This is a genomic window from Neorhizobium sp. DAR64860/K0K1 (genome assembly GCF_050500205.1).
In the GTDB taxonomy this organism is placed as follows: Bacteria; Pseudomonadota; Alphaproteobacteria; order Rhizobiales; family Rhizobiaceae; genus Neorhizobium; species Neorhizobium soli.
This window is the reverse complement of the sequence record NZ_CP191459.1, coordinates 1447284-1465094: the sequence shown is the minus strand read 5'-3', so window position 1 is coordinate 1465094 and position 17811 is coordinate 1447284. Positions and strand designations below refer to the sequence as shown.

The 17811-nt window shown below is 62.3% G+C and carries 12 protein-coding genes; 5 read left to right on the top strand and 7 right to left on the bottom strand.

The features are described 5' to 3' along the window. The first annotated feature begins 6 nt into the window (after nucleotides 1-6). The 3 genes from ACQY1J_RS11680 to ACQY1J_RS11670 all read left to right on the top strand — a co-directional run bounded on the left by ACQY1J_RS11680 (nucleotide 7) and on the right by ACQY1J_RS11670 (nucleotide 3201). Complete coding sequence (locus ACQY1J_RS11680; protein ID WP_430251547.1) at nucleotides 7-1473, top strand: YcjX family protein; 1467 nt, start codon at nucleotides 7-9, stop codon at nucleotides 1471-1473. Next, nucleotides 1470-2543 (top strand): YcjF family protein, encoded by a 1074-nt coding sequence (locus ACQY1J_RS11675; RefSeq protein WP_192086423.1) that lies wholly within the window; start codon nucleotides 1470-1472, stop codon nucleotides 2541-2543. Before ACQY1J_RS11680 ends, ACQY1J_RS11675 begins: the two co-directional genes overlap by 4 nt. A gap of 103 nt (nucleotides 2544-2646) precedes the next feature. Then, a complete protein-coding gene (locus ACQY1J_RS11670) occupies nucleotides 2647-3201 on the top strand; it encodes a hypothetical protein (protein WP_062456618.1) in 555 nt (184 codons plus the stop codon). On the opposite strand, the gene folK is transcribed toward ACQY1J_RS11670, so the two are convergent. From folK to folP, 3 genes are read right to left on the bottom strand one after another with little or no spacing between them, the layout of a single operon-like run. Further along, on the bottom strand, nucleotides 3191-3694 hold the full coding sequence (gene folK, locus ACQY1J_RS11665) for a 2-amino-4-hydroxy-6-hydroxymethyldihydropteridine diphosphokinase (RefSeq protein WP_430251544.1): 504 nt from the start codon (nucleotides 3692-3694) through the stop codon (nucleotides 3191-3193). The two genes, ACQY1J_RS11670 and folK, sit on opposite strands and share 11 nt — an antisense overlap. Before the next feature lie 7 nt (nucleotides 3695-3701). Then, nucleotides 3702-4067, bottom strand: a complete 366-nt coding sequence (gene folB, locus ACQY1J_RS11660; protein ID WP_430251542.1) for a dihydroneopterin aldolase — start codon at nucleotides 4065-4067, stop codon at nucleotides 3702-3704. Then, complete coding sequence (gene folP / locus ACQY1J_RS11655) at nucleotides 4067-4858, bottom strand: dihydropteroate synthase (protein WP_430251928.1); 792 nt, start codon at nucleotides 4856-4858, stop codon at nucleotides 4067-4069. Before folP ends, folB begins: the two co-directional genes overlap by 1 nt. Before the next feature lie 181 nt (nucleotides 4859-5039). On the opposite strand from folP, the gene ACQY1J_RS11650 reads away from it, so the two are divergent. After that, nucleotides 5040-5654, top strand: a complete 615-nt coding sequence (locus ACQY1J_RS11650) for a DUF922 domain-containing Zn-dependent protease (protein WP_082471927.1) — start codon at nucleotides 5040-5042, stop codon at nucleotides 5652-5654. 448 nt (nucleotides 5655-6102) lie between these two features. On the opposite strand, the gene ACQY1J_RS11645 is transcribed toward ACQY1J_RS11650, so the two are convergent. Both ACQY1J_RS11645 and ACQY1J_RS11640 read right to left on the bottom strand, forming a co-directional pair. Continuing rightward, nucleotides 6103-6423, bottom strand: coding sequence for a 2Fe-2S iron-sulfur cluster-binding protein (locus tag ACQY1J_RS11645; RefSeq protein ID WP_062456606.1), 321 nt, complete (start codon nucleotides 6421-6423; stop codon nucleotides 6103-6105). 119 nt (nucleotides 6424-6542) lie between these two features. Then, nucleotides 6543-6911 carry an Hpt domain-containing protein gene (locus tag ACQY1J_RS11640; protein WP_113110576.1) on the bottom strand — a complete coding sequence of 123 codons (369 nt, stop codon included), beginning with the start codon at nucleotides 6909-6911 and terminating at the stop codon, nucleotides 6543-6545. 466 nt (nucleotides 6912-7377) lie between these two features. Here ACQY1J_RS11640 and ACQY1J_RS11635 point away from each other — a divergent pair, with 466 nt between their 5' ends. Next, nucleotides 7378-14733, top strand: a complete 7356-nt coding sequence (locus ACQY1J_RS11635; protein ID WP_430251540.1) for a hypothetical protein — start codon at nucleotides 7378-7380, stop codon at nucleotides 14731-14733. Nucleotides 14734-15808: 1075 nt separating this feature from the next. Here ACQY1J_RS11635 and ACQY1J_RS11630 read toward each other — a convergent pair. Then, nucleotides 15809-16417, bottom strand: coding sequence for an ABC-type transport auxiliary lipoprotein family protein (locus ACQY1J_RS11630; RefSeq protein WP_062458021.1), 609 nt, complete (start codon nucleotides 16415-16417; stop codon nucleotides 15809-15811). Nucleotides 16418-16439: 22 nt separating this feature from the next. After that, nucleotides 16440-17810: an MlaD family protein gene (locus ACQY1J_RS11625; protein WP_430251538.1), complete on the bottom strand. Its 1371-nt coding sequence runs from the start codon at nucleotides 17808-17810 to the stop codon at nucleotides 16440-16442. Nucleotide 17811 lies beyond the last annotated feature (1 nt).

Below are 17811 nucleotides of genomic sequence, written 5' to 3'. Positions count from 1 at the left end.
GACACCTTGCCGCCAGCGCTCACCAGTATCACCGACGACGCGAAGATCGCTCTCGACAATCTTGCCGATCGCGCCTCGAATTTGGTCAACCCGTCGATGCGTCTCGGCGTCACCGGCTTGTCGCGCGCCGGCAAGACGGTGTTCATCTCGTCGCTTGTCCACAATCTCCTGAACGGCGGTCGGCTGCCACTGTTCGAGGCAATGCGATCCGGGCGGGTCTCGCAGGCTCGGCTCGAGCAGCAGCCGGACGACGCAATACCGCGCTTCCAGTATGAGGATCACATCGACGCACTGGTGCGCGAACGGATCTGGCCGGATTCGACGCGCGCGATCTCGGAACTCCGCGTCACGCTGGAATACCAGAGCGCCAGTGGATGGAACCGGATGTTTTCCCGCGGACGCCTGTCGATCGACATCGTCGACTATCCCGGCGAATGGCTGCTCGATCTGCCGCTGCTGGCACAGGATTACGAGACCTTCAGCCGCAACACGGTAGACCTTGCCCGTACCGGCATTCGCGCCGAGTTGTCGAAGGACTGGCTTTCGTTCGCGTCCGGAATTGACATCGACGCCCCGGCGGACGAAGGAACCGCGCGTCGGCTGGCCGAGAGTTTTGCGGCCTACCTGAAAGCCTGCAAATCCGATGAGCGCTCGCTCTCCACCCTGCCGCCCGGGCGATTTCTGATGCCCGGCGACCTGGAAGGTTCGCCCGCCCTCACCTTTGCGCCCCTCGCCGATCTTCCGGATACGCCGGCCCCGAAGGGGTCGTTCCGGGCGATGATGGAGCGCCGCTACGACGCCTACAAGACAATCGTCGTCAAACCCTTCTTCCGCGAGCATTTCGCGCGTCTCGACCGGCAGATCGTGCTGATCGACGCGCTCCAGGCGATCAACCGTGGCCCTGAGGCCGTGCAGGATCTGGAACGCGCACTGACCGACGTACTCGCCTGCTTCCGTCCCGGCCACAACAGCTTCTTCTCGTCGCTGGTCGGCCGGCGCATCGACAAGGTGCTGGTCGCAGCCACCAAGGCCGACCATCTGCATCACGAAAGCCACGACCGGCTGGAACGCCTGACCGGCCGCCTCGTCGACCGCGCCATCGAGCGGATCGGCATGGCCGGCGCCGGCATCGACGTGATGGCAATCGCCTCCGTGCGCGCCACGCGTGAAGCTTCCGTGAAGGACGGCAGTCACCAACTGCCGGTCATCGTCGGCACACCGATGGCAGGCGAAACCATCAATGGCGAAGTCTTCGACGGCACGCGGCAGACGGCGATCTTCCCTGGCGACCTTCCGGCCGACCCGGAAGCCTTGTTTCGGCAGCTCGGTCAGCCGGGCTCCGAGCTTCCGGATGTCAACGTGGTGCGCTTCCGTCCCCCGGCTCTCGACGAAAAGGGCGGCATTACCCTATCGGTCCCGCATATCAGGCTCGACCGCGCCATGCAGTTTCTGCTGGGAGATCGCCTCGCATGACCGACCGCAAGATCACCGATGACCGCCGCCGCCCAACTTCCTTCGTCGTAGACGACGACATTCCGACTAAAGAAGAGCCGCAGACCCACCCGAACCGCGCACCCCGCCGGTTTGACGATGGCATCGCCATCACGCCGGACGAGCTCGATCCGTTCATCAGCCCGCAGGAACTTTCACCAGACGCGCTGGCCGTCGCCGTGCCGGTGAAGCGGAAGCGTTTCTCCTTCGCCAACCTCGCGGCCGCGGCCTTCGGCACGTTCCTGTCGCTTGCGTTCGGCCTCTGGGCGGATCGGATCATCCGGGATCTCTTTGCACGGTCCGACTGGCTCGGTTACGCCGCAGCGGCAGCGTTGGGCGTCGGCATCGTCGCGCTTCTGGTCATGGTCGGTCGCGAAATCATCGGGATGATGCGGCTTGCTGCGGTCCAGACGCTGAAGACGCAAGCGGAAGACGCCCTGAAATCGCCAAGGCCGACGGCAGCCAGAACCGTCGTCGCCGCGCTCACGAAACTGACAGGTCACCGGGCGGAGACCGCCCGCGGACGTGCCGCGCTCGATGCGACGAAAGACGACATCATCGACGGGCCACAACTCATCGATCTCGCCGAGCGAGAACTCCTGTCGCCGCTCGACCGGCAGGCACGCGTCCTCATTCTTGGCGCCTCGAAACGGGTCTCGGTCGTCACCGCTGTCAGCCCCCGCGCGGTCGTTGATCTCGTCTATGTCCTGTTCGAGGTGACACGACTGATCCGCGCGATGGCGGACCTCTACGGCGGGCGCCCAGGCACGCTCGGACTGTTGAAGCTCATGCGGGACGTGATGGCGCATCTGGCGGTAACAGGTTCGATCGCGGTTGGAGACGGAATCGCGCAGCAGGTTCTGGGCCATGGTTTGGCATCGAGGCTTTCAAGCAAACTCGGCGAAGGTGTCATCAACGGCCTACTGACGGCGCGTATCGGCATTGCCGCGATGGATCTTTGCCGCCCACTTCCCTTCCGCGCTGTGAAGCGCCCGGGGATCGGCGATTTCATGTCCGACATCTCTCCCGTCGGCCCGCGCAAGACCGATTGATCGCGCCTCTGTGACCCTTAATGACCCGAAAAGATACCAGTCATTAACCATTCCAAGCTAATTTGCGAGGCACTTGAAGTTTCTGGTTTCCAAGGGAAAGCACATGTATTCGCGCTTCTTTTCGCTTTTCGGTGGCATCGTTGCACTGACCATCGCAACTGCTCCCGCCCTGGCACCGGAGGCCTCCGCGGCTTCGCGTGACAAATCCTTTTTCCAGCAGGTCGGTGGCGTCTGGAAGGGTCCGGGCGAAATCGTCGCGGGCAAGTACAAGGGTACGAAGTTCAGCTGCAACCTGATTGGCGCTGCACAGCCGGATGGCACTGTCGGCATCAAGCTCGATGGCACCTGCCGCGTCGGCGTTTTCCAGCAGCCGATGTCCGCGGTCATCAGCCAGAGCAGCACCGGCTATTCCGGCAAGTTCCTGGACGGCGCCCAGGGCAAGGGCCTCGACATCGTCTCCGGCTCCGTCAATGGCGACAAGGTCGTGATGGGCATCAACCGTGCCCAACTGAACGGCGCCATGGTCGCCAGCCTGCGCGGCGAGAACAAGATGAACATCACCATTTCGGTGAAGGTCGAAGACCAGATGGTGCCCGTGATCGGCCTGTCGCTGGATCGCGATCTGGATTCGATCGCCGTCGGTTCGATCAAGCCCTAATCCACCAATCCCTGTCTGCGTTAGCGATCCTAATGCCTTCGATGTCCGCCTCTGCCAGCCAGTCGCGGACATTTTTCTGTCCGAGGACCATTTCGGGCGCGACATCGGCAAGCGGCATCATCACAAAGCCCCTCGCCGTCATGCGCGGATGGGGAAGCTCCAGCGTCTCGTAGTGATACGCGCTGTCGCCGTAGGTCAGGATGTCGATATCGATGGTTCTCGGGCCCCAGCGCTCGACGCGCTCACGCTTGCGCCGCCTTTCCATATCAAGACAGACATCGAGAAGCAACTCGGGATGAAGCGAGGTCTCGATCAGGGCGCAGCAGTTCAGGAACTCGGCCTGATCCGTCTTTCCCCATGGCGGCGTGGCATAAAGCCGGGATACGGCGAGCACCCGACAGTCCGATCGGGCATCGAGTTCCCTCAACGCATCTGCCATCGCAGCCCGCGGATCACCGACGTTACCGCCGAGCCCAAGGGCTACCAATTTCATCGAGCCCTCACGCGACATGCTCGATCCTCACTTCGGCATAATCAAGAATTCCCGGGATCGGCACGCTCGGCTTGCGCACCGTCACCTCGACCCTTCGGATCTGCGACGACCAGGCGCAAAGCGCCTTTGCAATATCCTTCGCCATTGTCTCGATCAGATTGCGACGCGTGCCGGTCACGATCTGCTCTACAATTTTAAAGGCTTCGCCATAGTGCACGGTGCTCTCGACGTTGTCGTCCTCCAGCGCTTCTTCGGCATCCACATGCATGACGAGATCGACATAGAATCGCTGACCGAGCCTCTCTTCTTCCGGAAAGGCTCCATGACGAGCGAAGAAGGCGCAGTTTTTCAAGGCGATGCTGTAGGTCCCCATCAGCTCTCCTCCCGTTGCGCCGCACGGGACGCCAGAACCGCATCTGCCATCAGCAGGGCATCGCGGTTGGCCGCGACATTATGAACCCGGAAGATCGCCGCACCAGCGAGTTGGAGGATCGCAGTCGTTGCAGCCGTGCCGATATCCCGCTGATCGGCCGGATCCCGCATCGTGACTGAACCGACAAACCGCTTCCGCGACGTCCCGGCGAGCAAGGGAAATCCGAGTGACTGCAACTCGCGAAAGCGGGCGATCAGTTCCATGTCGTCGTCCCGGTTCTTGGCAAATCCGAACCCGGGATCGAGCACGATCGCCGCATCCTTGATCCCGGCAGCATGCGCGATCTTGAGAGACCGCGTGAGGAAATACTGCTGGTCTTCGATCATGTCCGCACGTCGATCCGTCCGGTCGCGTCCCGTATGCATGATGCAGATACCGGCACCTGTCTCGGCCGCGACGTCAGCCATATCGGGTTCGCGCTGAAGTCCATGTACGTCATTGATGACGTGGGCGCCGGCAGCCATCGCCAGCCGCGCCGTTACCGCACAATAGGTATCGACCGAGATGATAGCGTCGGTTTCGCCGACAAGCTTCTCGATCACCGGCAGGATGCGATCCTGTTCTTCGGCAGGCGTCACCGCCGCCGCGCCGGGCCGTGTCGATTCGCCACCGATATCGAGGATGGCAGCACCTTCGGCGACGCAGCTCAGCGCATGCCGCACGGCGCCATCCGTTTGCGCATGCCGACCGCCGTCGGAAAACGAGTCTGGGGTCACGTTGACGATCGCCATGATATGGCCTTGCGCGCCGAGTTCCAGCACGCGTCCGCGCGCCAATTGCCAGTGCGTGTTGCGCCGCGATATCACCGGCCAATCATCTTCGGAGAGTTGACGCAAAATTCAGGGACCTCGTGTTGCGCTTGGTCTCGCTATGCCCCAAGCTCTTTTAAAGTTCAACGTTGCAGGCCACAGAATGTTTTCAATGCGCGCGGTTCGCCGTCTCATCGGTACCGTACTTCTTGCAGGCGTCTTCGCCTCTCCCGCATCGGCCGCACCGATCATCACCAAGACTTACTCGTATTTTCAGATCGGCGGCAAAACTGCCGAAGACCTCGACAAGGAGCTGGAAAAACGCGGTCCGCTGACCCGCACGACCGGCCACCGTCATCCCGGTGCAACCGAAATCAAATTCGGCGGGGAAGTGACCTATGTCGAGCGCGCCAATCGCTGCACGGTCGGCGCCGCAAGGGTCACACTGCGTACCCATATCGTTCTGCCACGCTGGATCAATCGACGTCGTGCAGACGCGGATCTTGGCATGATATGGGACACGCTTTCGGCAGACATCAAGCGCCACGAAGAACGCCATGCCGAGATTGCCCGCACCCACGCCCGCATTCTCGAGAGACAGCTTCTGGACCTATCGACGCCCAGCAGTTGCGATAGTCTCGAAAAGAAGGTGGCCGATGCGACTCGCGATCTTCTGGAAGCACACGACCGGGAACAGATGCGGTTCGACCAGGTCGAGTCGAAGAACTTCGACGAGCGGATGACCCGTCTTCTGAAATACCGGATGAAGCGCGACTGATCGGGCAGCGAAAGACGACATCGATCGGCACAGCCAATCCACCGACCCGTAGCCCGACCTCTCCCGAGACTTGCGCGGAGCTTTCGCACCACCCTGTCATTCATCGGTGACTTATAACAATATACTAATGTGTGTGTCTGGGCTAAAACCGTAGCAACAGAACGGCGCTGCCAACGACCCATATCAAGGGTCATCCAGCCGCCCGCGATCCCGGCCACGGTGCCCGGATCCACCCGTTCAGGCGCCGCAAATGTTCGCGGCCGCGATCAGGCACTTGGACCGAGAGAGGTCCCGCGTTGTTGCCTTGTACAAGCTTCACAGGTCTCCCCGGCGCAATTGCGGCCGCAGGCGTTTTCCTCCCTCGCCTTGCGGCTATGCGCCTGCCTTGCCTCGCTTGCGCTAACTGCGCAGCGAGGCATTTTTTTGGAAGAGGGTCGTCTGGTTTGGTTCAGGCCTGACGTTCTGGAACGTGCACGATCAGACCGTCGAGATCGGCCTTGATCTTGATCTGACAGGACAGCCGCGAGGTCGGCTTCACCTCAAAGGCGAAGTCGAGCATGTCTTCTTCCATCGCTGCCGGAGGACCGACCTTTTCGGTCCAGCCATCGTCGACATAGACATGACAGGTGGCACAGGCACAGGCGCCGCCGCATTCGGCCTCTATGCCTGGCACGGAATTGCGCACGGCGTTCTCCATTACTGTGGAGCCGTTGTCAGCTTCGATATCGAAGCGCGTACCGTCGAAGGCAACGAGGGTCAGTTTCGTCATAATCAGGAAATCCGCATTGAGTGGCAGTCTTGGCCGGTTGTCTTCCGATAAATCACCGGTCCAGTCAACACGAACGGACGACGCGCCGTTGTCTTGCGGCGCCCTCCAACTGTCACGGATCAGCGGCAGAGTTTCAGGATGAAGTTCTCGGCTTCCACGACACACGCGGCAAGCGCGGCCAAATGCGCGGCGTCGGCACCGTCTGCTTCCAGTTTCTCTGCCGCTTTGGAAACGCCGAACGCGCCGACCGCAGATGCAGCCCCCCTCAGGCGATGCGCCGTCATCGCAACCCCGGCAGTGTCTGCGCCCGTCATGTCCTGCAGCGCCCGGCGGGCGTTGCGGGCAAACATCATCAGCACTTCGTTTTCCAGTGTCTTGTCGCCCATCGTCTGGCGGGCAAGATGCACGAGATCGATCGGGCGCGACTGCGAAGGACATGCCCCGCGCGGGCTAGTGGGCGTTGAAAAAGCAGTATTCGCCGCTGACATGAAACTCTGTTCCTCTTTGGGGCTCAATCATGCGTCCCAGTGATGCGGGACAGCGGCTGCCTATCCCGTTAAATTCCGGCACAATCACGGCGCAAATTTCGGGACATGGTTAATTTCCATCAACCTCACGGAATGTCAGGGGTTTCGACATTTTTCGTGGTTTAAATTCTGTTAACAACAAATCTGCTTTCCGGGCCGATCCCGGCCGAGCAATTGTGTGAAAGACACGAATGTGTCACTACAGGACGGTTGAGATGGGTGTGTAAACCATCCTGCGTCTGACGGCGGAACGGTGGTAAGCTTTCATTATCATCCGTTTGCAACAACGGCCGTTCGAATTGTGAGTAAAGTGGAATTGCGGCCAGCATGACGCACGGGCCGGGTTCCGGTCGGCGACCCGACTTCCAGCCTGCAGGCGGCAGAGCTGGAACGAAAGCGCCGGGTGAGTGTAACGAGGCGTAACCGCATGGCGAAGAAAACGAGCAGCGAGTCGGTCGATGAGACGGCTTTCCAGGCACTGGAAGAAGCGCTGAAGATCGACTTCAACGGCGAGCAGCCTCGCGCCCGACCAACTCAGACCGCTTCGGAGACCAGAGTGTCGGATACGCCAAGGCAGCGCTCCCCATCGTCCTCACAAAATCCGCAATCCGCTCCGCCTCGTCAGGCCGGTCCCGAAACGACAGCCCGACAGCCCGCTTTCGAGCCGGCCAATGATGCCGGTCGCCGCACCCCGAATGCGATTCTTCGTTCGCTCGAAGGCGGCTCGATCAAGAGCGCCGTCCGCAATGCCGCCATTATCTCGTTCTTCTGGGTTGTTGCGGGTATCGGTCTCGGCCAGCTGATCTACGGCAGCCAGCTGTGGGAATTCACCTCGGTCGCCGGCGTCCTCGCTGCACCGGGAATCGTCGCCCTCGTCGTCGGCATCCTGCTGCCGATCATGCTGTTCTTCGCCTTCGCGATCATGATGGCGAGAGCTGCTGATCTGCGCAATGCGGCCCGCTCGATGGCGGAAGTGGCCCTGCGTCTCTCCGAACCGGAAACAATCGCCTCCGAGCGCATCATGTCGGTCGGCCAGGCTGTCCGCCGCGAAGTGTCTGCGATGAACGAAGGCATCGAGCGCACCATTGCGCGTGCTTCCGAGCTGGAAACGCTGGTTCATTCCGAAGTCAACGCGCTGGAACGCAGCTATACAGACAACGAGCTGCGCGTCCGCGGCCTGGTGCATGAACTCGGTGCCGAGCGCGACGCGATCGTCAACCATGCGGAACGTATCCGCTCCTCGATCGTCGGCGTGCACGAGCAGCTGAAGGAAGACCTGTCGCTGTCGACAGAGGAGATCTCCGTTCGCCTTGCCACGTCAGGCGAGGCCTTTGCCTCGATGATCGACACCCGCGCCGCGTCTCTCATCGCAAAATCCGACGCTGCCGGTGAAGCGCTCAGCTCCCTGATGGCCGCCCGTGCCGAAAACCTCGTCTCGAGCCTGGCATCGTCCGGTATCGCTCTGGCCACCGAGTTCGATATCCGCCTCGACACGCTCACATCGACCATGTCCGAACGCGGTCAGGAATTGCTCGGCCAGTTCGAAACCCGTGCGTCGACCATCGATGCCAACACCGAAAAGCTGAACGCCGCCCTCGCCGACCGCACCCGTCAGCTCAACGAGACGCTGCTTGCCCGCACCCGCGAAATCACCGAGGGTCTGAATGACAGCGAGAAGACGCTCGGCGGCACGCTGGACACGGCAATCGCCGCGCTCAACCGCTCGCTCGACCAGAAGAGCGCCACCTTCCGTCAGAGCCTGCAGACCGCTTCCGACGACGCGATCATGGATCTCGACCTCCGCTCCGGCCTGTTCGAAGACCGTCTCCAGGCAACCGTTGGCCAGCTTTCGGCAACCTTCGACGACGGCCTGTCGCAGTTTACCACGGCATTCGACCAGCGCGCCGGCACGCTCGACAGCAAACTGATGGACAGCCTTGCCCGCATCAACGAAACCGTCGCCGGCGGTTCGGATGCGATCGAAGGCATCCTGTCGTCCAGCATCGACCGGATCGGCAATGCACTGACCGACCAGTCCCTTGCGCTCGCCACCACGCTTGGAACCGGCCAGGAAGTGCTGGACTCCATGCTCGAAAACCGCGCCCGCGAATTTTCCGATGCGCTTGCTGCCCGCAGCAACGAAATCAGCCACAGCTTCGGCGACGCCCACAACAAGGTCGACGCCGTCATGGTCGAACGCGGCACGGCACTCGCCGCCGCACTCTCCGATAGCCAGGCCCGTTTCGAGGACGCCGTCGGTTCGCGCGCGGACGCCCTCATCGATGCGGTCACCGGCAGCCACGATCGTCTTGCAGAAGTCCTCGACAGCCGCACCTCGGCAATCAGCGAGCTGATGTCGGGAACACCCGAGCGCCTCTCCTCGATGTTCGACGACAAGACTGAAGTCCTGTCGAAGGCGCTGTCCGACAGCGAGATCCGGCTCGGCAGCGAACTGGAGCGCAAGGTGACGAGCCTCGACACGACGCTTGCCGCCAACCGCGACCGCCTCGCTGAGATCTTCGATGACCGATCGATGGACATCGCGACTTCGCTTGCCCTGCACGAAGATCGCCTCACAGGCGCACTCGAAGAAAAGACGGCAGCTCTGATCGGCGCCGTATCGGATGCAGACAGCCGTATCGAACACACGTTCGCCGCTCGCGCCGAAGCAATCCGCACGGCCTATACGGACGGCCAGCTCGGTCTCGATCTCTCGCTCGAAAGCCACGTCTCCGAGCTTTCCCGCATCATCGACAGCGGCAGCGAACGGCTCGATAAGTCTGTCGGCGGTGCAGCCGAACGGATCGAAGCCACGTTGGCCGAACGCACCGAAGCGATCCGCAGCGTCTATCAGGACGGCCAGATCGGTCTCGACATCACGCTTGCGACCCAGACCTCGGAACTGGCGCGCATTCTCGACGGCGGCAGCGAACGCCTCGAGAATTCCGTAGAAGGGGTTGCCGGCCGCATTGAAGCTGCCTTTGCCGATCGCACCGACGCGATCCGCAACGCCTATCAGGAAGGTCAGCTCGGTCTCGACATTACGCTCGAAACGCATGCCTCGGAACTCACCCGCATCATCGAAGGTGGCAGCGAGAAGCTTGAGACATCCGTCGGCGGCGCAGCCCAGCGCATCGAGAGCGCCTTCGCCGATCGTACCGAAGCGATCCGCAACGCCTATCAGGAAGGTCAGCTCGGTCTCGACATCTCGCTCGAAACCCACGCCTCGGAACTCACCCGCATCATCGAAGGCGGCAGCGAGAAGCTTGAGACATCCGTCGGCGGCGCAGCCCAGCGTATCGAAACGGCGTTCGCAGATCGTACCGACGCAATCCGCACGGCCTATCAGGAAGGTCAGCTCGGCCTCGACATCTCTCTCGAAACCCACGCCTCGGAACTTACCCGCATCATCGAAGGCGGCAGCGAAAGGCTCGAAACGTCGGTCGGTGGTGCAGCCCAGCGTATCGAAACGGCGTTCGCCGATCGTACCGACGCAATCCGCAATGCCTATCAAGAAGGTCAGCTCGGCCTCGACATCACACTCGAAACGCACGCTTCGGAACTCACCCGCATCATCCAGGGCGGTAGCGAGAAGCTTGAGACGTCCGTCGGCGGTGCAGCCCAGCGCATCGAAAGCGCCTTTGCCGATCGTACCGATGCCATCCGCAGCGCCTATCAGGAAGGCCAGCTCGGCCTCGACATCACGCTCGAGACCCACGCCTCCGAACTGTCGCGCATCATTCAGTCCGGCAGCGCGCAGCTTGAGACATCCGTCGGCGGTGCAGCGGAACGCATCGAAAGCGCGTTTGCAGATCGCACGGATGCAATCCGCAGTGCCTACCAGGACGGCCAGCTCGGCCTCGACATCACGCTCGAAACCCAGGCTGCGGAACTGTCCCGCATCCTCGACGGTGGCAGCGCTCGTCTCGAAAACTCGGTCGGTGGCGCAGCCACACGAATTGAATCCGCCCTCACCGATGGCACCAGCCGCTTCGAAACCGGCATGGCCGATGGCCTGCAGCGGATGGACGAAACCTTCGACGCCACCCAGCAGCGGATTGCTGCAACGATTGGCCTCGGTCACCAGCAGCTCGCCGATACGCTTGCCACAGCCGGACAGGACATCGCGCAGACGCTCGGCGCCGCCAACTACGAGATTTCGTCGACGGTCGGTTCGGGCGCCCAGAACATTTCCCAGTCCGTCGGCGACGCAACGCGCAACATCGCTTCGACCTTGGATGGAGCAACCCGCACCATCAGCGACACGGTCGGCACCGCTGCCGTACAGATCTCCGGCGTCGTCGATACCGCAAGCCGCGACATATCCGAAAAGGTGACGACGGCACACGGTCAGATGGCCGAGACGCTCGACACCGCAAACCGCCAGCTCTCGTCTACGCTCGATGGCGGCTACGAGCGCATTCGCTCGACACTCGACGATCGCGGCGGCCTGATTGCCAGCACGCTCACCAATGCGCAAAATCATCTAGCCGACCTTATGCTGGATCAGGCAACATCGATCGGCGCCACCATCGCAACCAGCGCCGGCATGCTGGAAATGTCCCTCGAAGCCCAGCAGGAATCGCTGCGCGCCACGATCGACGGCGCCGGTGAAAACCTGGAAACGCGTCTGCGCGAAAACGTCGGCGCGATTGCAGGCCAGCTCAACGAAGCCGCCCGCGAAATCACAGCCTCCGCAGAGGGATTCTCGAGCCGCGTCGAAGAAACTGTCGGCGGCGTTTCTACCGCCCTCGATGGCGCCGGCACCCGGATCGAGACGACTTTCGGTGGTCTGGAAGAACGCATCCGCTCGGAACTGGGCAATGCTACCAGCCTGGTCGACACGGCCGGCAACAGTATCGCCGATGCACTCGGCGCCCGCACCGCGGAACTGGAGCGCGTTACCAGCCTTGCGACCGATCGCGTTTCTACCGTGATGAGTGATCGCACGGCCGAACTGGAGCGCTTGTCGGGAGAAACTGCGGACCGCATCAATCAGGCGCTCGCATCCCGCACGCAGGAATTTGAGCGCATCGGATCCGAAACATCGGATCGGATCGCCGAAACGCTGGATACACGCACCGCCCGCATCGAGGAACGCCTCGGCACCATGGACCGGGCGCTCACCGTCGGCCTCGACGCCGTGTCGCGCACCATCGAAGGCAAGGCAGTTGGCCTCGCATCCAGCCTGCGCGACGCTGTCAGCGCCGCAGCGCAGGGCATGGATAGCGAAGCCAGCCGTTCGGCAGAGCTTCTTGCCCGCGCCGGCGCAGACTTCACGGAAGAACTCAGCACCCGCAACGATGAGTTTGCCCGCTCCATCGAACAGCGCTCCAACGATATCGTCGACCGCATTTCGGAAACCCAGAACCGGCTTGCCGGTCAGGCGGCAACCGTGGCGCAGGCCTTCTCGGAAGCCGGCAACGCGATCGTCCACAAGGTCGCCGAAGCAGACAGCCTGGTGAAGAAGCAGGTCAACGCGATTTCGGAAGCGCTTGGCGATGCCGAAAAGGCGCTCGATGCCCGCGGCACGTCTCTGCGCGACACCCTTGCCGAAACCGCAGGCGAACTCGACAGCGCTCTTTCGGCCGTCGACAAAGCGCTCGCTGCCCGTGGCGAATCGATCCGCTCGTCACTCGACAGCCGCACCCGCGACCTGAACTCGATGCTCTCAAGCCGTTCGGCCGAACTCTCCAAGCTGATCGACGAAAAGGCACGCCCTCTCGTCGAGGAATATGCCGAGACCGGCCGGTCCGCCGCCGAGCGCATCAGCCAGGCTGCACAGGAAAGCGCCGAGCGCCTTTCCACAGCCGCCCGCGATACGACCGACCGCATCCGCAACGAGAACGACGCACTGGTGGAGGCGATTTCCGCCCGCACCAACGAGACGCTCGCTGCCATCAGCCAGCGGACAGAGAATGCCACCGGTGCCATGCGCGCCGTCGAGCAGAGCCTGTCGGCAAACGTCAACAGCCTGATCGAGCGCCTTGCCGAAAGCAATTCGGGCATCGCATCGCTGGTCGAACAGGCCGCCCGCAATCTCGGCCAGGCAGCGGACCGTGTCAGCGAACAGTTGTCCGACGCCGATCAGAAGCTCGATGCGACCGCCAACCGCTTTGCCGAGTCGGCCAACAGCGCGGCCGACCTCGTGCACGGTTCGAGCCGCCTGCTCGAAAACAACATCGATCGCCTGGTCAGCATTTCCGGCCAGACGCTCAGCCAGGTCGGCGGCATTGTCGGTCGCTTCGACGATCACTCCAAGGTTCTCGCTCAGGCATCCGAGCTGCTCGGCGCTGCCCAGTCGAACCTTGCAAGCACGCTCGACGAACGCCAGACCGCGCTTCGCACGCTCTCTGCCGGTCTCGTCAAGCGTTCGGAGGAAATCGAAGGCACGCTCAATGGTCTGACCTCCCTCGTCGATGGCGCCTTTACCCGCGCCGAAGATCGCACCTCGCAGATCGGCGCATCACTGCGCGAAAGCCTGCACGCTTCCTTCGCCGATATCGGTCGCGGCCTGGGCGAAACCCAGCAGCGTGCCAACCTCACGGCCCAGGCTATGCGCGAGACGCTGAGCGAGGCTGGCAACGAGGCAAGCCGCGCCATCGAGACGACACTGTCGGATGCCGAAACACGCGCCCGCGATCTATCCGAGCGCCTGCGCGGCAGCATCACCGGTTCGATGGGCGACATTGAGCGCCTGCTGGCCGACGCCGCAAACCGCACCGATGGCGCAGCCCAGCAGTTGCGCGATACGCTGCGGGTTTCCGTTGAAGAGGCGATCGGCCGCTTTACCGGCGCAACCGACGAGATCCGCCGCTCGGCCCAGGACATTCGCCAGGAACTCGATGCGACTCGCACCGAACTGAAGCGCGGCGCGTTCGATCTGCCCGAAGAAGCCAAGGAAAGCGCAGCCGCCATGCGCCGTGCCGTGGCTGAACAGATCAAGGCCCTGCAGGACATCTCGCAGCTAGTCGGCCGGTCCGCCCAGAGCCTCGACGTGTCCGAGCCGGTTGCAGTGTCGCGCCCTGCTCCGGTCGCCCAGCCGGCTCCGCAGCCGGCGGCCCCGCGCCCTGCAGCCCCGACGGCACCAGCCGCCGCGACAAGCGCACCGTTTGGCTCGTCTGTCCTTCGTGACAGTCTGCCACTCGATCGTCCGACGCCGAGCATCGCACAGGGCGTCAGCAAGCCGGTTGCCCAGGCGCCGTCACAGACGCCACCGGTAACGCAGGTTCTCGCACAGCCTCAGGCCCCGGTCTCCCGCGCACCTGAAGCAACGCAGCGTCCAGGTGAAGGCGGCTGGATCAGCGATCTCCTTCGCGGTGCATCGCGTGACGATACATCAGGCACAGTTGCTCGCCAGCCGCAGCAGGCTGCACGCCCGACAGCAGCCGAACCGGCCCAGCCGGTTCGCACCAACGGCGACAACCGCAACCCGCGCCACATGGTGGAATCGCTCAACTCTCTGTCGGTCGACATCGCCCGCGCGATCGATCACGACGCCTCGGTCGACCTCTGGCGCCGTTACCAGCGCGGCGAGCGCGACGTGTTCACACGCCGCCTCTACACGCTGAAGGGTCAGCAGACGTTCGACGACATCAAGCGGAAATACGAACGCGAGCCGGAATTCCGCACCGCCGTCGATCGCTACATCGCCGATTTCGAAAAGCTGCTCGCCGATGTCGCCCGCACAGATCGCGACAAGACGGTCACCCAGAGCTACCTGACCTCGGATACGGGCAAGGTCTACACCATGCTCGCCCACGCGGCCGGACGTTTCAGCTGATCGATCCATTCCGCAGGGAATGCCAAAAACAAGAAAAGCCGCCTTTCGGGGCGGCTTTTTCGTTGGCGGATAAACCCTGAAGAAGCTGTTGGCGAGAGGGGTACCCCGACTTCTCTCTTCCCAGCCCTTGTGCCGAAATTCCAGCGGCACGAGGTCTGTCGGGTCACAGACTCCTTCACTTCATGGACACGTACGGACTGGATCCCCGCCACAAGGGCGAGGATTAGAGAAGTTTGGTGACAGGCTAAGTTTCCAAAGCGACCTGCGGAGTTTTTCGCCAGTACTTCACAGAACACTCAGTCGCCCATCAAGCCGGCTTTCGATGGCCTGCACTGCATCGGAGCGAACCTGACGTCTGGCCCTCTTTCTACTCAGTTCCTCAACGGCCGCTCTTTTGCCGCGCCCCAGAAACTGAGCCGCGTATCGGGCGCGTGCCTGAGGAGAATGATCTCCATCCGTGCACGAAGGTCGCTGCTAAAGCGTGACGCGTTCCGGGCGCCCTAGACGCCGATGTAGCACGCGCCGGCGACATCGTTGCGAAACACCACGGCGCCGCCAAAGGCAGAAGCCAGACCACCTTCGCCCACCACGCCGCCTGCGCCATAAACCGCCACGACACTTTCCAACGGTGCAACGCTGACCACGGTGTCACCGGAGGGAGCAAAACCGGATTGCCTGAAAAGATAAACGGGGATCGAAGGCTCAGTTATTCGCTCGCCTCTCATGGGAGGCAACCGAGATCGGAGCGCTGTTTATAGCGCAGGTCAACCCCACAACGGCCAGGCTATTCCTTCGGATTGCGAAGCCCGCTGTCAAAGACACATGGCAGGACTTGCGAGGATCTCAGGGCTGGAAGCAGTATCATATCGCTCACCAGGCAGAGCGGGTCCGGGAGCCGGGTGGGTATCCTATCGCGATGCTTGGGACTACCGCCAAGCTTCACCGCCAGCGCCCTTGGTAGCGCTCGCTCAGCTCACATGACGTACTGCAGGAGAATGCTTCTCTGCTGCGAAGTGTTCGGCAGAGAAGTCTCCCCCAGGCCGATATCGCGCGGGTCGTCCCCGCGCGAAAAGGATCACATGGCCTTGAGAGCCCAGTCGACAATATTCGCGCCGACCTGTGCAAATGCCTTGTCCAGCGCTTCGATGAAGCGGCGGTTCTCGGTTCCGGCGACCGGCACCGTTGCCTTGAAGACGGTCTGTGCACGAACGCTGCCGTTGCGGTCGTTCAAGAGCTTTGCCGAGATCTCCACCGTGGCGAGCCTGTTGCCCTCAGTCACCACCTCGAAGCTGCGGATGTCTGTCACGACCTGATAGTCGATCGCCAGACCCTGCCCCGGCTTGCCGACGCCGCCAACCCGTCCTGAGTTTTCGAACGCTTCGACCAGCTTCGACTGGACCAGTGCCGGAAGCCTGTCGCCCCAGCGGGAATTGGCCAGATACTGAACCTCGGAGGGCGAAATACGCACAACGACCTGGTCGCTGTTGAGCATCTTGACCGCAGTCGGTTCAGGCACCAGGATCTGCCGGCTCTTTGCGGTTGCTCCACTCGCCATCGGCGTGATCGACAGGTCGAACGTGTCGTTGTTCGCCTTGCTGCCACAACCGGCCAGAAGTGCTGCCATCAAAGGGGCTGCGATGATGATCGGATGGCGCATGACGCGAAGCATCGCAGATCCTTGCATGAAACCCTGAACTCCCCGCATGTTAGCGCCGTGTCCTGCCATCGTACTCTTTCACCGTTTCGCCGCCGAAGATCAGGCGCTGGGGGTTCTGGTCAAAATTGCTGATTGCCTGATTGAGCGACTGCACGGTTCCGCGCGTGTCGTTGATCAGCGTTTGGATGTCTCTCAGGCCACCGGACGAAAAGCGCGACAGGTTGTCGGCAATCGGTCCAACGCGCGAATTGATATTGTCGGCGACGGTGCGGAAGGATTCGAGCGTCTTGCGCGCCTCGGCAAACAGACCCTGCGAGTTGTCGCTGGAGACCAGCCCGTCCACCTTCGCCAGAATTCCGTCGACGCGGTTCGAAGCGTTGTTGAGCTTGGTCGACATGTCCGTGAAGTTGGAGATCGCACCGTTGATGTCGTCGCGGCGGCGCGACACGTCGTCGATCACGTCGCGCGCCGAGCTGAGCGTCTGGCGTGCGTCTTCGGATGCCGACGAAATGTTGCGGATCGTTGCGCCGACCTGATTGACGTCGACGGCCGCCATCAGCGTATCGGCGCGTTTCAGGGCGCTCTGCGCATCGACGCCTGCCTGCTGGAAGCTCGCAGCCGCCTGGGTCACGTTCTGCACCAGAGGGCCGAAGTTGTCCGAGGCATTGGCAATGTTGCGAGTCACCCGTTCGGCGTTCGTGACAACCTGATTGACGCGCTCCGCATCGATTGCCCGTACCAGCTGGTCGGCTGCTTCGAGCGTCGAGTTCAACGTGCCGGAGACGCGATCGACCGTCGCCGACAGCGTCGAGAGGCTGTTCAGGAATTTGTCGATGCTGTCCGAATTGTTGCTGAGCGCAGCCGTAAACGTCTCGACGTTGCGAATGGTCTGCGTCAGCGGACCACGTGCGTCCCCGACAAATCCCTGGATGTCGCCGATCGCCTGGTCGGCCCGGTCGAGGATCTTGTCGGCGGTCGCAAGAAGGTTGGTCACGCTCGACTGGTCGGCGATCAGCACCGCAGGACGGCCACTCTCGATCGCCTTCTGCAGGATGTTTTCTTCACCCTTGGCACCACCCGACATTTCCACATAGGCAGCGCCCGTCAGGCCCTGAACTTCCAGAACGGCCTTGGTCGACTGGTAGACAGGTGCGTCGGCGCGCACTTCGGTGAACGCGATCGAGTAGCGCGGATCATCCGGGTCGATGCTGAGGCTGCGCACGGAGCCGACTGGGATGCCGTTGAAGCGCACCGCCGAACCAACGGAAAGACCGTTTGCGGAGCCCGGAATGCGAATCGCCAGCTCAGCCGTGGGGCCTCCGCGGCCGGACGAAGCCATCCAGTAGACGAACCCGAAAGCGGCAGCCATTACCAGCAAGGTAAAAAAGCCGACGAGGGCGTAATTTGCTTTAGTTTCCATA

What these genes read in the sequence shown, in the direction of transcription:
- ACQY1J_RS11675 (WP_192086423.1), top strand. Translation starts at nt 1,470, where the DNA reads ATGACCGACCGCAAGATCACCGATGACCGCCGCCGCCCAACTTCCTTC.
- ACQY1J_RS11670 (WP_062456618.1), top strand. Translation starts at nt 2,647, where the DNA reads ATGTATTCGCGCTTCTTTTCGCTTTTCGGTGGCATCGTTGCACTGACC.
- folK (WP_430251544.1), bottom strand. Translation starts at nt 3,694, where the DNA reads ATGAAATTGGTAGCCCTTGGGCTCGGCGGTAACGTCGGTGATCCGCGG.
- folB (WP_430251542.1), bottom strand. Translation starts at nt 4,067, where the DNA reads ATGGGGACCTACAGCATCGCCTTGAAAAACTGCGCCTTCTTCGCTCGT.
- folP (WP_430251928.1), bottom strand. Translation starts at nt 4,858, where the DNA reads ATGGCGATCGTCAACGTGACCCCAGACTCGTTTTCCGACGGCGGTCGG.
- ACQY1J_RS11650 (WP_082471927.1), top strand. Translation starts at nt 5,040, where the DNA reads ATGTTTTCAATGCGCGCGGTTCGCCGTCTCATCGGTACCGTACTTCTT.
- ACQY1J_RS11645 (WP_062456606.1), bottom strand. Translation starts at nt 6,423, where the DNA reads ATGACGAAACTGACCCTCGTTGCCTTCGACGGTACGCGCTTCGATATC.
- ACQY1J_RS11640 (WP_113110576.1), bottom strand. Translation starts at nt 6,911, where the DNA reads ATGTCAGCGGCGAATACTGCTTTTTCAACGCCCACTAGCCCGCGCGGG.
- ACQY1J_RS11635 (WP_430251540.1), top strand. Translation starts at nt 7,378, where the DNA reads ATGGCGAAGAAAACGAGCAGCGAGTCGGTCGATGAGACGGCTTTCCAG.
- ACQY1J_RS11630 (WP_062458021.1), bottom strand. Translation starts at nt 16,417, where the DNA reads ATGCAAGGATCTGCGATGCTTCGCGTCATGCGCCATCCGATCATCATC.
- ACQY1J_RS11625 (WP_430251538.1), bottom strand. Translation starts at nt 17,810, where the DNA reads ATGGAAACTAAAGCAAATTACGCCCTCGTCGGCTTTTTTACCTTGCTG.